Raw genomic sequence first — 14,237 nt, 5'->3', positions numbered from 1 at the left:
CAGCCAGATGCGATGGCTGCGAGGAGAAAGAGCAAACATGACTGAGCAGCACTTCCACGATCCAGCGAACGTGACCAACCCGGAGCACGCCGAACATCACATCGTCACGCCGAGGACGTATGGCATCGTCTTTGGCACGCTGCTTGTCTTTACCGGCATCACCGTCTGGGCGGCGTTCATCAACCTCGGGATTCTCAATCCCATGATCGCGCTGGCCATCGCTTGCACCAAGGCGGTGGTCGTCATCTTGTTTTTCATGCACGTGTTCTTTCAGTCGAAGCTGATCAAGATGACGGTCGCGGCGGGGTTCTTCACCTTCCTGATCCTCATCACGATGACGCTTAGCGACTACATCAGCCGCGCGTGGGGACTCTGGTAGCCGGTTCGTCTTTGTGAATGCTGGAGATGCGGCCTGCGGGCCGCATTTCTTTTTTGAGGCTGCGGAGTATGGGCACCGGGATTGTTGGTGGTTCGTCGTAGCGCTACGGGCAAACAGCAGATTCTTCCGCTGCGCTGCGGAATGACAACCAGAAAGGCAAAGGCAAACGCAAAGGTTACGCGAAGGTCGCAGAGGCGATAGGGGCACCCGGCGGTGTCCGAACCGCGATTGTGTTGCGGTTCAGGAGGGGCGGCGGGCGAGGGCTACTCGGGGGATGCCCTGTAGGTCGTTGACGAAGGTGACCCCGTGCCAGTCTGCGAGCAGGGCTGCTATGGCGTTGCGCTGGCCGTGACCTATCTCCATCGCCAGCAGGCCGCTGGGGCGGAGCGCGGCGTGGGCCTGGGGGATGAGGCGGCGGTAGACGTCGAGGCCATCCTCGCCGGCGAAGAGCGCGGTTGCGGGCTCGAAGTCGCGGACCTCGGGGTCGAGCGTGGCGCGGTCGGCGTTGGGAATGTAGGGCGGGTTGCTGACGATGGCGTCGAAGCTGGCGTCCGCAGGCAGCGCGGACAGAAGGTCGGACTCGAGGAAGCGGATGCGGTCTTCGAGGTGGTTGGTCTTCGCGTTGATGCGCGCGATGTCGAGTGCCGCCGGGGAGCTGTCGAGCGCGGTCAGTTGCGCGTGGGGCAGCTGTGCGGCGAGCGCGAGCGCTATGGCTCCCGAGCCGGTTCCGACGTCGGCGATGGTGACGGGGCGGTCGCTCGGCATATGCAGGAGGACGGCCTCGACGAGGTGCTCCGTCTCGGGCCGCGGGACCAGCACAGCGCCGGTGACGTGCAGGTCAAGCCCGAAGAACTGCTGCTGGCCGGTGATGTACTGCACCGGCTCATTCTGCTTCCTGCGTTGGATGCTCTGCTGATACTGGGCCAGCTCTTCGGTGGAGAGCTGACGGTCGGGGTGGGCGAGGAGCGTGGCGCGCGAGATCTTCAGGGCGTGCAGCAACAGCAGCTCGGCGTCGCGCGAGGCGCGCTGCTGCCGGTCGACGGCAGGGCGACGGCCTGCGAGCTGGGTACTGGCGAGATCGAGGGCCTGGCGAAGGTTCATGCGGACCTACTCGGACCGGATCATAAGAAGGTTGTCGTCAGCCGCGCGTGTGCGCCGAGCGAACTGTAAGCTGCAACCCGGGTCTGGATTTCGTGTCCCTTTCGATGCTCGCTGCACTGGCCCCCCCCTCCCCGTCATTTTTGTGCAAAATATTCAAAGCAGATGCTTTAGCTTTGGACTTCACACGCAATTTGCGTGCCAAGCCTTTGAAAGTCAAGGAATTCGGGTCTGGCTATATGCAAAGTCTTCATGGAACAAGAGTTAGTCTAGGCTATTCTTCATACAAAAAGGAGAGTCCGACCCCTGCCGGACTCTCCTTCTCCTGATTTAAGGATAGCAGGGCCGTCAAGGGCAGGGTGTGGAAAGCGGGTCGCGCTCTCGCACGATGGCCCACATCTGGCGATAAGACTGCCAGATATGGGGCACCCATTTTGTGTTGTCAGATGTGGGCCACCCAGCCCACCCAATTGTGGCTGTCAGTCAGATGTGCGCCACTCAGTCCGGGTTCGGGTTTGGATGTATCCTGCTTTCCCACCCTTCGCGATGACGCCGCGAAGGATGGGGCACCCGAGTTTTTTGTGGTTGGTTGAGAGTGGTAGGGTGGGCCACCCCGCCATCCGGGTTCGCGGCATTCCTCAGCCGCAGAGAGAATTTTTTCTTTCACAAGGCTCCCATTATGCTACAGTTAGCGACTACAACGCGAACCGTACTTTTAGGGTCAGCAAAACGGAGGTATGTGAGCTATGAGCCGCTTTGTCATACCGAAACGTCCGGGTATAGCCGCCGGATCGACAGAGCCCCCCGACAGCTTCAGAGGAAGACTGGTTAAGTATGTTCCGGCAGAGATTGTCGCCATTTATACCAGCGTTGTCGGTGGAGTGATCTCCTCCAAGCCCGATGCGCACGTCGCTCCATGGATCGCACTCGGGCTTATCGTGGCCTTCCTTCTAGGCACGTTCGCCTATTTCTGGTTCAAGGCACCCCCCGGGGTGGTTCGCAATGCCCAGCTGATTGCTTCCCCGGTGGCATTTCTGGCACTTGCATATCCAATCGCTGCTCCGTTACTTGGCAGTTGCTTTATCGGCTGGGTAGCGATTGTAGGCCAAGGAATAGCAGCTCTTTTCGCCTGGATAATAGTGCCGGAGGAGAAGCCGGCTGCAGCCGCACCAGCGACTTTTGCAGCTGCCCCACCGCCAACACCAGTTGCACCACCAGCCGGCCCTACCCAAGGGTGAGTGCCTCATGCATCAATTGCGGCAGTATGTCGATAGGATTGAGGGACTGGCAGCATTCGCTACCGAAGCAGCCGCCAATCCAGCGACCCAAGGCGTCGTGCTTGACGTCAATCCCATCTGGCTTGCGGCGTATCGCCTGGCACGCACCGGATTGCGTGCCGACGCGTTCGTGTTGCATTGGTCGCTATGGCCGGTGTTTCTGCGGGAAGAATTAGCTCGCTCGCAAGGCGTCGAAGGGGACACAATCGATTTCGGCTGGACTGACAAAGCTGGCCGAGTAGAGAACTTCATCCGAAACTTGATGGAGGACTACCATAAGCCCATTCCGACATCTTCGTTCCCGTTTATGGTTAAGGTCATTGCCAAACCTGCGGGTACGGAGTTGGCTGACGCGCGAGCGCGACTGGTTACCCTTACCGCATCCCAGAATTTCTTCGCATTGGTCGAAACACGCCCTCTGGGCAGGCTTGCGGCATCCTCAGGCGATCCCTGCCTCGCGAACGGGGTGCCAGGAACAATAGGCGGGTTCCTTCGTGATCTCAACACGGTCGATATTTATGCCGCAACCTGCGGTCACGTCGCCTCGAAAGGAACCAGCGTAACGGTCTCAGGAACTCATATCGGCACCTGTCGCCACTCGCATGCACCGAATCAGCTCGCACCAGGGCAATCGTGTTCTCCGGCGTGTACGGGAGCGAATCGACTCGATTTGGCTCTTATCGATGTTGGAAACGCGACCGTGGCCAACACTGTGACTGGCAAAGCAGCGCAAATCGTATCCCGTCAAAGCATTGTCATGCGGGGCGGAGTGTCGGGCGTCAACACGTTTGAAGTCGGCGGGGTGGTGATTACGTATTGTCCGGGGAACAGCAATGTGTGTTTTGAGAACCTTTTCGAGGTGCGCCCGCCTTCATCCGGGGGAATCTTAAATCCACGGCTACGGACTGTACTGGCGACGGTTCCCACTCAAGGAGACTCCGGAGCCTGGGTGGAAACGTCATCTTCGCAGGAGTGGTGCGGTATTCTCGTCGCCGCCGACTCGCTTATGGGGTATGCGCTGGAAGCTGACGATGTAATCACTGAGGCAGGCATAGCGTTTGGCACACAACTTCAGGTAGTTTAACTGGCTTGCCCGGCGAAATCTGTCCATGTTCAAGATTCGGAATTTGGCAGGCGGATTCTGGATACCAGAATATCGCGAAGTCGCCGCAGGGATTGCTAGGGACTGGGTGGCCCCATCTGACTACATGAAGGCGACGATGACTTTATCACTTTCAGTTGTTACCGCCGGGAACCTTACTTCACGACTCCGTACTCCAAAGACACTTTCCTTGATTCCCTCGAACTCACTCGCCGCGACTACCGCTTCGAGGGTTCTCGGCTACGTAGTGATGCCAGAGCATATGCATCTTCTGGTCAGTGAACCATCCGATCATGAAGTTCCACTCTCGAAGGTACTGCAAGCTCTCAAAATCTCAGTCTCCAGGCGTTTGGCTCCCAGACCGTTCTGGCAGAAGCGCAATTACGACTGCAATGCTTTTACCCACAATAAGCGCGTCGAGAAACTGAAGTATATGCACCGCAACCCGATCAAGCGAGGTCTGGTCGAACGAGCTGATGAGTGGCGCTGGTCCAGTTACCGTCATTACCTTCTGGACGAACCTGGTCCAGTGCAGATGACTCGACTTTGATTGGAAAGGATCGCGGATTGGAGATGGATCGCGCTGTCGCGCGATTGGCCCACATCTGGCGATAAGACCGCCAGATATGGGGCACCCATGTTGCGTTGTCAAATGTGGGCCACCCAGCCGGAATCCTAACATGGTCGCAGAGATTCTAATATCAATAAATTGCGCGGGTGCCCCTGGCCTCCGCGTTGGCGCCATCATGCCTCAGCGGCTAAAGCCGCTTTCCTACTTCGTCATTTGCGGCACGGCTGAAGCCGTGCCCTTAAGCACGACGGATCGCGCTTTGCGCGATTGCCCACATCTGGCGATAAGGCCGCCAGATATGGGGCACCCGATTGTGGTGGTGAGGTGTGTGTCGCCCGCCTGACGCGCCCGAAAATCCCTACCGCAAGAGCTACACCCATTGCCTCGATTTTCGACGAAAATACCTGTATCCGAATCGACACTCTCTCATCCAATTCGATGATTGTCGAAATATCAATCGTTGAAGGAGAGGACGTCGTGGCCGCACTCACAGGAAAAGTAGCCGTAATCACCGGGGGCAACAGTGGAATTGGCCTCGCCACCGCAAAGCGTTTCGTCCAGGAGGGAGCCTACGTCTTCATCACCGGACGCCGCAAGCCAGAGCTCGATAAAGCCGTCGCGGAAATCGGCAAAAGCGTCACCGCCTTTCAGGGCGACGTTTCCAACCTCGACGACCTCGACCGCCTCTATAAGCTTGTCGCCGAAACCAAGGGCAAGATCGACATCATCTTCGCCAACGCCGGCATAGTCGAGCCCCTCAAGACCACCGACGTCACCCCCGAGCACTTCGACAAAACATTCGACATCAACGCCCGCGGTGCCTACTTCACCGTCCAGAAGGCCATCCCCTTCCTCAACGACGGCGCCTCCATCATCCTCAATGGCTCCGGCGCCTGGCAGAAGGGAATCCCCATCTACAGCACCTACTCCGCCACCAAGGCCGCGCTTCGCTCCTTCGTCCGCACCTGGGCGGCCGAGTTCGGCTCTCGGGGCATCCGCGCCAACGTCATCAGCCCGGGCCCCATCGAAACGCCTATCCTCGATAGCCAGTTCCCCACCAAAGAAGCCGCCGACGCCCTGCGCGAGAACTTCAAGACCCAGATCCCTCTCGGCCGCATCGGCAACCCCGAGGAGGTCGCCTCTGCCGCCGTTTTCCTCGCATCTAAAGAGAGCAGCTATATCTCCGGCATCGATCTTCCCGTCGACGGCGGCCTCGTCTCGGTCTAACTCACCTGCGGCCGCTGACCCGAACCATCAACAACACGCGAAAGGCGCTCATGTCCCAGAACACTCTTTTCATCGACACCGTCCTCAACTCGTGGAAGCAGGCAATTGAGCGAGCCACCAAAACCTTCGACTCTCTTACCGCCGAGGACCTTCAGCGCGAGATCGCGCCGGGCAGGAATCGTGCCTACTATCTGCTCGGCCACCTCACCGCAACCAGCGACAGGCTCATCCCCCTGCTCCGCGTCGGCGACCGCCTCCACCCCGAGCTCGATGAGGCGTTCCTGGAAAATTCCGACCGCAGCCGGCCCGACCCGATCTCCGCACCCGAGCTTAAAAAAGCCTGGCACGAGGTAAACGAGAAACTCACCGCCGCCCTTACAAAGCTCAAGCCCGAAGAATGGCTCGAACGCCACGCTGCGGTCTCCGAAGAGGACTTCGCCAAGGAACCGCTTCGCAACCGCCTCGCAGTCCTCATCTCCCGCACCACCCACGCTGCCTACCACCTGGGCCAGCTTCGCCTCGCCCAGCCAAACTAACCCGCTCTAGCTCGTCGTTGCAAAGCGAAGCCACCCACGATTTCCTCATGGGTGGCTTTGCGGTTCTGATGTCGTCGGTCGTGCCCCATCCGGCGGCATCCACGCAGGCTCCGCTGTTTTGGTTGACGATGTTGAACCAGGAGCCGTTATCGACGGTCGCGCTGTTCTCAATTTCCGCTGAGTCCAAGAGATGTGTTCAGGCCGAATGAGTTTGTTGTCTTCCATTGCTGCCAGTCGGCGGTGATGGTCGAGGCCGAGTCCGTCGAGATGTTTGGTGTCGTCGGCCAGTAGGTGGGATCGTAAAAGCCCCAGCTATCCGGGTTCAGCCCATGTGTGGCTTTATACGCCCACATCGTCCAGCTCAGGCCACCCTTGTTGTACGCGCTTACGGAGAAGTTCCACGTGCCTGAGCCGTAGCCGAAGTCGTTGAACTCGCCGATGTAGCCCGGGACGTTGTAGTTGGCATGATTGTTGAAGTCGTTCACCTGATTGGTCGAGCCCTGTTCCACCTTCGACTGCGAGCCGTTGAACTGGTACTCGTGCATCTCATACACGACATTCGTCCAGCCGTACTGCGAAGGGTTTGGGAGCATGTTCCAATTCCAGCTTCCCCACGTGCCTTCCATGAAGATCATGTGGTCGGGGTCGGCGGAGCGAACGCTTTTGTATAGGTTGTTGTAGGCGTTGATGACGTCCTGATCGCTCGGGGCGCCGGTCGGCTCGTTCATCAGGTCGTAGCCGGCGATGGTTAGATTGCCCTTGTAGTGGTTCGCAATCTGCGACCACATGTAGGCGGTGTTTCCCTGGTCGTCGCTGTTCGTCCAGTATTGGTTGGTGTTCTGCTGGCCGGTATCGCCAGAGGTGCTCTGGCTGCCAACGACGCCGTGCATGTCGATAATGACGTAGAGTCCGCGCGACGTGGCGTTAGTGACGAGCCAGTCGAGCTCGGTGAAGGCATCGGAGCGCCAACTGGCGTTGGAGACGTTATTGATCGGATAAAACTGACCCCACCAAACCGGAACGCGAACGACGTTGAAGCCGGCGTTCTTGATGTTGTCGAGATCGGTTGTCGTGATCCAGTTCTGTTGATACGTCGTGATGAGACTCTGCTCGGTGGCGACGCCGAAGCGGTTATCGAGCTCCTGAATCACGCTGTAGGTGTCCGGCAGCGAGCCGCTGTCGAGCGGGCACATCCATTTCTCCATGATGAACCAGCCCCCGAGGTTCACCCCCGTCAAGGGAACAACCTGTCCGTTTGCGTTCACGATTGAACGGCCGCTGGCGTGCAACATGGTCATCTGTGCAGGGGATGGTGCAGGGGGTGGCGCCGGGGATTGGACAGAGGATTTGCCGCCGCTGCATCCGACTTGCAGGAAGAGAATGGCCGAAAGGGCAATCAGCGTATGGCGAATGCCGCCTGGGCCCTTGCGGACGGGCTGGAGTTTGACGCCAAATCCAGTGCGGGCAGAGCAAGCGTCTCTAGAGACAGGTAGATGCATTTCGATGACCTCGTAATTTTTGAGAGACTGTGCGAAGGACACACGACCAGCGTGACCGGCCTTGTGTCCTGTCTGAGGGCCAGTACTCAACCTGGTACTTTTCCGCAGGGAATCTTCAACGGTGGACTTATATCAACTGGTCAAGCGGCCTGTCAACATAAAACCCTTTGAAACAAACGTTTGTTTTACAGTCCAACAGATCATAAGAACAGCCAGGCCTGGCTCCCCCCTGATTCAAAGGGAGACGTTACTAATTATTCTTTCGCCACTAGTCTTGCGGGGATATTTACCTTTGATCAAGGGCGCCAAGCCGCACGCGGTGGGCGCCGCAAGTTCATCGTCCGCGGCTGCTTAGGCTGACGAGTGGCGCCGAAGACGTGGAGACGCGGATGAGGCTGACTCAGGAGCTATGTGGACAGGGCGCGGATGAGCGCCGGGTCGGCGAGTCAGCGGGTCAGTTGGACGCTGTTTCAAGCGGTGAGTCGAAAGACCGATGAACAGCTCCGCTGCTAAAATCGCTGCCTATGGCAGCTACTGAGCATCCTGTGTCTCACGACCAAAAGGCTACGCCGCACATGACCCGACTTGCCGAGCTGGCTGCCCGCCATGCCATCGCCGAAGAGGGAGGAGGCCCGGAGCGCCGCGCACGTGAGGCCGCCGCCGGCAAGCTGTCCGCGCGGGAGCGCATCGACCTGCTGCTCGACGAAGGCAGCTTCGAGGAGACTGACAAGTTCGTCACCCATCGGGCAACGGATTTTGGAATGGCCGAGCAGCGCGTTCCCGGCGACGGTTTCATCACCGGGCACGGGCGCATCCACGGCCGCGTGGTCTTCGTCTTCGCGCAGGACTTCACAGTCTTCGGCGGGTCGCTCTCGGAGGCGAACGCGGCCAAGATCGTCAAGATTATGGACATGGCCATGAAGGTGGGCGCGCCGGTCATCGGGCTGAACGACTCGGGCGGTGCGCGGATTCAGGAAGGCGTCGTCTCGCTCGCGGGCTACACGGATATCTTTCTGCGCAACACGCTCTCGAGCGGAGTGGTGCCGCAGATCTCCGCGATTCTCGGGCCGTGCGCAGGCGGCGCGGTGTACTCGCCCGCAATTACGGACTTTACCCTGATGACCGAGCGCACCAGCTATATGTTCGTCACCGGGCCGGACGTCATCAAGACCGTTCTCCACGAGGACGTGACAAAGGACGCGCTGGGCGGCGCGGTGACGCACAACGAGGTCTCCGGCGTTGCGCACTTCATGGCGCACGACGACCAGCACTGTCTCGCCACGATCCGCGAGCTGGTCAGCTTTATTCCGTCGAACAACCTCGACGACCCGCCGCGCAAGCATACCGACGATCCGGCTGACCGCGCCGACGCCGCGCTGGACACGATCATCCCCGATGAGAGCAACCAGCCCTACGACATGGTGGACGTCATCACGCGCATTGTCGACCGCGATGAGAGCGGTGAGGGCTACTTCTTCCAGGTTCACGAGCACTTCGCGCGCAATCTCGTCGTCGGCTTCGCGCGCATGAACGGCCGTCCTGTGGGCATCGTCGCCAATCAGCCAGCCGTGCTCGCAGGAGTCCTCGACATCGACGCCTCGGTCAAAGGGGCGCGGTTTGTGCGGTTCTGCGATGCCTTCAACATTCCGCTGCTTACCTTCGAGGACGTTCCCGGCTTCATGCCCGGCACGCGGCAGGAGCACGGCGGCATCATCCGCCATGGCGCGAAGTTGCTGTATGCGTTTGCGGAGGCGACGGTCCCGAAGCTCACGGTGATCACGCGCAAGGCCTATGGCGGGGCCTACTGCGTCATGAGCTCCAAGCATCTGCGCACCGACGTCAACCTCGCGTGGCCGACGGCTGAGATCGCCGTCATGGGGCCGGAGGGAGCGGTCAACATCGTCTACAAGCGCGAGCTCGACGCGATCCTCCGCCGCGCCGAGGCCGTGATGCCGCAGGGCGTCTCGCTCAGCGAGGAGCAGAAGCTTGAAGTCCTCGCCGAGGCCCGCAAGGAAAAGGTCGAGGAGTTCCGCGAGCGCTTCGCCAACCCGTATGTCGCCGCCGAGCGCGGCTACGTCGATGCGGTGATTCGCCCGAGCGAGACGCGCCGCCGCCTCAACACCGCACTCGACATGCTGGCGACCAAGCGGGAGAAGAATCCGCCGAGGAAGCACGGGAATATACCGCTGTGAAGAAAGCAGGGAGTAGGGGATAGGGAGTAGGGAGTAGCGAAACTCGACCAAACTCACATCTGTTCACTACTCCCTATTCCCCACTCCCTATACCCTTTTGTTCATGCCTTCCAAACCTATCTCCGCTGCCAACGCTGAGCACTACACGTGGGGCAACAACTGCGACGGCTGGTACCTGGTCCGCACGCCCGAGCTCAGCATTATTGAAGAGAGCATGCCTCCCGGGACCAGCGAGGTGCGCCACCACCACGTCTGCGCGCGCCAGTTCTTCTTTGTGCTTGAAGGCGAGTTCACGATGGAGATCGAGCGCCATGAGTTCACCCTGCGCGCAGGGGAGGGAATCGAGGTCTCGCCCGGCCAGGCGCACCAGGCCATCAACCGAAGCGCCTCACTGGTGCGGATTATCGTCACCAGCCAGCCTCCCAGCCACGGCGACCGCGTGGAGAATTAGGGCGGAGCTGGACGAGGTGTTCCGGTGCTGGTGGGCGGGGGTGGGCGCAGAGAGTAACGCAAGAATGGATTTAATTGAAAATTCTTGTTGACCTTTTCTGTTTGCCCCTGTAGTTTCACCTGCATATCTTGAATTGTCTGCGGGCGTTCCAGCGAACGTTCCTGCATGAGCGGACATAGCAGCAGTGTGCCCGAGAGCACGCGCGTGTGTCTGCGTATCAAACCCGCACGATGTACTGCGGCTCGCAAAGTATGGGCCAAGGACATTGGACGGGGAACACCTCCGGCTTGGAGCTATCTCGGCCGGAACCTGTTTTCTGAGAGGTACCACAGATGATGCTTCCCATCGTGCGGATGGCGCGCCGCGCTGCTTCCGCACTGACGCTTCTGCTAGTCGTTTTCGCCCTTCTACCTGCTGCGTACGCGCAGGAAACCACCGCTTCAATCGAAGGCACCGTGAGGGACAAGACCGGTGCTGCAATCGCCAGCGCCACGGTCACCGTCAGCGGCGATAAGCTCATCGGCATCAAGACGATCTCCACTGACAAGTCCGGTTACTATCGCTTCGATAACCTTCCACCGGGAACCTACAACGTTCTGGCCACCGCGGCAGGATTCGCCGAGCTTAAGCGCGAGGGCCTCGTCCTCCAGACGGGCCGTATCCCGACCGTGGACCTAAATCTCTCGGTCGGCTCCGAGCAGACCGTCGTCGAAGTCAGCGCCGAAACGCCTGTGATCGACGTGACCTCGTCGCGTCAGCAGACGACCGTCAGCAAAGACGAGATCGACTACGCTCCCCGCGGCCGTTCTTACCAGTCCGTAATTGCCTTCGCCCCCGGTGCACGCAACGAGCCGCTGCAGGGAGGCTTCCAGATCGACGGTGGCGCAACGGCTGAGAATTCCTACCTCGTCAACGGCATGGAGACCGGCAGCATGGTCACCGGCAAGTCGGCCGCAAACGTTCCCTTCGAGTTCGTCCAGGAAGTTCAGGTCAAGACCGGCGGCATCGAGGCCGAGAACGGCGGCGCGCTTGGCGGCGTTGTCAACGTTATCGGCAAGCGCGGCGGCAACACCTGGCATGGCAATGTGTGGATGTACTATGAGGGCGACCCCATGGACTCCAGCTATGCGACAACTCCTCTGAGTCAGTACGACAACGTCGCTAGCCACCAGGGCGTAACTCTCCGCTCCGATCCGCTGGGTACTTACTGCCCCGCTGGAACAACGAGTAAGAATTGCAATGGTGTTGCTCCCCGTTCCGATTACGCTGCTCAGTTCTATACCCCCCAAAAAGACCACTTCCGGTACATTCAACCTGGCTTCGACGCAGGTGGATATCTGAAGAAGGACCGCCTCTGGCTGTGGATTTCCTCCGCGCCCCTGGTTCAGACCCAGCGCCGTATCGTTAACTTCACAAACCCCAACTGCGCCGCGGTCGGTTGCCCAGGCATACGCCAGTTCAACTACAGCGAACAGACCTACTTCACCGCCGCCCGCGTCGACCTGAAGGTCACAGAAAAGATCCGCCTCTACGGTGGATGGCAATACGCCTTTGACCGTACGACCGGCAGTAACTTGGTGGCCGGCAGTAACTTCCCCACTGCCGACTCGATCTACGGCCAGTACAATTCCGCGACAGCAAACCCGGTTGACTCTTACCAGGGCGCCATCGGCTCAGTCTCGCCCAACGTTATCTATACGGCTGGAGCTGACATCACCCTCACCTCCAATCTGGTTTCGACCACGCGGTTCGGCAACTTCTTCCAGAACTATGCCGACCGCGGACTTCCACAGGGAGATCGTTATCTCTGGGTGGGTAACGCCTTGGCATCCCAAACCCCTCTTGATGTCACGTCGACCCAAACTCTCGGTACGGCGAACCCGAATGCTGTGAGGTCGAGCGGTAACTACAACATCAGCACGAACCTGGGTTATCAGTACAACGCGAACTCCCGCACCACGTTCAATGAGGATCTCGCCTACTTCAAGAAGGGCTTCTTCGGTACTCATAACCTCAAGGGTGGCTATCAGTTCGGCCATTTCTACGAGAACGTCAATCAGATCTTCACCAACGATCTCGTCCGACTCACCTATGGAAATACCTACGCTCCGGGTACGTCCCTGGGTGCAGCGAACTGCGCAACCATTGTTGCCCAGAACACTACGAACTATGGGACTCCAGGCGGCAATTCCAGCGGCTGCCAGGGAAACTGGGGCTATGTCAACATTCGCGATGGCAATGAGATCACCGGAAAGGCGAGCAGCAACAACCACGCCTTCTACATCCAGGACTCCTGGCAGGTCTTGAAGGGCTTCACGGCAAACGTAGGCGTGCGCTTCGAGCACGAGAAACTGCCCTCCTACAACAAGTTTCCCTCCGGCATCGACTTCGGCTGGGGCAGCAAGATCGCTCCCCGTATCGGTGGCGCCTGGGATGTCTTCCAGAACGGCAAGCTCAAGCTCAACGCGAGCTACGCCGCCTTCTACGACGTCATGAAGCTCAACCTCGCCATCGGATCCTTCGGCGGCAACTACTGGCACGATTGCGTCTACGCACTCGACACGCCGGACTTCTCCAAGGTCAAGCCCGTCAAGGACGCAACCGGGCACTATTGCCCCACGGGCGGGGCCGCTGTTCAAGCGAACTTCGCTGGCGGCTCGACTCCGTCAGGGCTGCGCTTCATCGAAAACCAGGACTTCCGTATCCCATCGAACGATCCTTCGCAGGGAGCCGCGGTCGACCCCAACATCAAGCCCTACAAGGAGCACGAGGCAGTTGCCGGGGTCGCCTATCAGATCAGCCGCGACTGGGCCGTTGAGTCCCGCTTCACCCGCCGCCGTCTCGATAGGGTAATCGAAGACGTAGGCTACATCGGACCCGACGGCGAGGCGTTCATCATTGCCAACCCCGGCTTCGGTACAGATGCCGGCGGAGCCACCACGAACTGCCCCACCTGTAAGCTGCAGCCCAAGGCGGCGCGCAACTACGACGCGGTCGAGTTCCGCTTGACTAGGACGGCCACCCGGCACTGGTTCGGTCAGTTTGCCTACACCTACAGCCGTCTGCGCGGCAACTACAGCGGTCTTACCAGCACCGATATCGCCGACGGAGGCGGTGCCCGTGCCAATCCCAACAACAACCGTTCCTTCGACGAACCCCAGTTCCAGTTCGATGCCTATGGCAAGCCCTCCGATGGTCTGCTGGCTACGGATCGTCCCAACTCCTTCAAGGGCATTGCTTACTACCGGTTCAGCACCTGGAAGCGCAATGAGCCCAGCATCGGTCTCTTCCAGCAGGCGTCTTCGGGTACTCCTATCAGTACCTTCGCCGACGTCAACGGCTCCGCCGGCAGCTACCCCGTCTACGTCGAGGGCCGTGGCAAGTGGATTGATATAACCCGCGACGTACCGACCGGCAACTGGGTCTTCGGCAAAACCTACACCCGCCGTACCCCGTGGTACACCCAGTCGGATCTGTCCCTCACTGACTCGTACCGCGTCAGCGACGCCCATGAGGCATGGAGGCTCGGCTTCGAGGCGCAGTTTACCAATCTCCTCAACCAGAAGGCGGCAACCGTCTACCAGTCCCGCGCAAACGCGAGCGGTGGCAGCAGCGCCAACTACATCCTGCCTGCAGGGTCGACGGCCGGCAACCCGAACTATGGCATCCTCGAGAACGGGTATGACTGGAAGACGATTGCCAACAACGGCAATGGGCTTGCTTCCAGCAAAGTCAATCGTGGACCTCTGGTGCTCAGCAATCAGTACGGCTTGCCGAGCGGCTGGCAGGCGGGTCGCTCCATCCGCCTGAAGGTCAACTTCACATTCTAGCCCTCAACCAACCTCAAACGGGAACGGGGACCGCATTAGCGGTCCCCGTTTTCGCTTGTAAGTACGTCCGGCGAT

General features: G+C 59.6%; 10 protein-coding genes. 8 read left to right on the top strand and 2 right to left on the bottom strand.

The genetic code is table 11. The features are described 5' to 3' along the window. The first annotated feature begins 37 nt into the window (after nt 1-37). Nucleotides 38-379, top strand: a complete 342-nt coding sequence (locus tag OHL16_RS08925) for a cytochrome C oxidase subunit IV family protein (protein WP_263366764.1) — start codon at nt 38-40, stop codon at nt 377-379. Nucleotides 380-619: 240 nt separating this feature from the next. On the opposite strand, the gene prmC is transcribed toward OHL16_RS08925, so the two are convergent. Next, nucleotides 620-1,480, bottom strand: a complete 861-nt coding sequence (gene prmC / locus OHL16_RS08920; RefSeq protein ID WP_263366763.1) for a peptide chain release factor N(5)-glutamine methyltransferase — start codon at nt 1,478-1,480, stop codon at nt 620-622. 1,242 nt (nt 1,481-2,722) lie between these two features. On the opposite strand from prmC, the gene OHL16_RS08915 reads away from it, so the two are divergent. The 4 genes from OHL16_RS08915 to OHL16_RS08900 all read left to right on the top strand — a co-directional run bounded on the left by OHL16_RS08915 (nt 2,723) and on the right by OHL16_RS08900 (nt 6,190). Continuing rightward, nucleotides 2,723-3,838, top strand: a complete 1,116-nt coding sequence (locus OHL16_RS08915; protein ID WP_263366762.1) for a hypothetical protein — start codon at nt 2,723-2,725, stop codon at nt 3,836-3,838. A 25-nt stretch (nt 3,839-3,863) separates the two neighbouring features. Beyond that, the gene (locus OHL16_RS08910) at nt 3,864-4,406 is read left to right on the top strand and encodes a transposase (protein WP_263366761.1); all 543 of its coding nucleotides are present in this window, start codon (nt 3,864-3,866) and stop codon (nt 4,404-4,406) included. Nucleotides 4,407-4,904: 498 nt separating this feature from the next. Continuing rightward, complete coding sequence (locus OHL16_RS08905) at nt 4,905-5,654, top strand: SDR family NAD(P)-dependent oxidoreductase (protein WP_263366760.1); 750 nt, start codon at nt 4,905-4,907, stop codon at nt 5,652-5,654. Between the two features lie 50 nt (nt 5,655-5,704). After that, nucleotides 5,705-6,190, top strand: coding sequence for a DinB family protein (locus tag OHL16_RS08900; RefSeq protein ID WP_263366759.1), 486 nt, complete (start codon nt 5,705-5,707; stop codon nt 6,188-6,190). A gap of 167 nt (nt 6,191-6,357) precedes the next feature. Here OHL16_RS08900 and OHL16_RS08895 read toward each other — a convergent pair whose 3' ends face one another. Further along, complete coding sequence (locus tag OHL16_RS08895) at nt 6,358-7,689, bottom strand: glycoside hydrolase family 5 protein (RefSeq protein ID WP_263366758.1); 1,332 nt, start codon at nt 7,687-7,689, stop codon at nt 6,358-6,360. A 575-nt stretch (nt 7,690-8,264) separates the two neighbouring features. On the opposite strand from OHL16_RS08895, the gene OHL16_RS08890 reads away from it, so the two are divergent. The 3 genes from OHL16_RS08890 to OHL16_RS08880 all read left to right on the top strand — a co-directional run bounded on the left by OHL16_RS08890 (nt 8,265) and on the right by OHL16_RS08880 (nt 14,162). Continuing rightward, a complete protein-coding gene (locus OHL16_RS08890) occupies nt 8,265-9,881 on the top strand; it encodes an acyl-CoA carboxylase subunit beta (protein ID WP_263366757.1) in 1,617 nt (538 codons plus the stop codon). Nucleotides 9,882-9,984: 103 nt separating this feature from the next. After that, nucleotides 9,985-10,332, top strand: a complete 348-nt coding sequence (locus OHL16_RS08885) for a cupin domain-containing protein (RefSeq protein WP_263366756.1) — start codon at nt 9,985-9,987, stop codon at nt 10,330-10,332. Nucleotides 10,333-10,664: 332 nt separating this feature from the next. Continuing rightward, nucleotides 10,665-14,162 carry a TonB-dependent receptor gene (locus OHL16_RS08880; RefSeq protein ID WP_263366755.1) on the top strand — a complete coding sequence of 1,166 codons (3,498 nt, stop codon included), beginning with the start codon at nt 10,665-10,667 and terminating at the stop codon, nt 14,160-14,162. Nucleotides 14,163-14,237 lie beyond the last annotated feature (75 nt).

Origin of the sequence: Edaphobacter bradus (assembly GCF_025685645.1) — a bacterium.
Classification (GTDB): Bacteria; Acidobacteriota; Terriglobia; order Terriglobales; family Acidobacteriaceae; genus Edaphobacter; species Edaphobacter bradus.
Note: the sequence above shows the minus strand (reverse complement) of the source record. Positions and strands in the feature narration are given on the sequence as shown.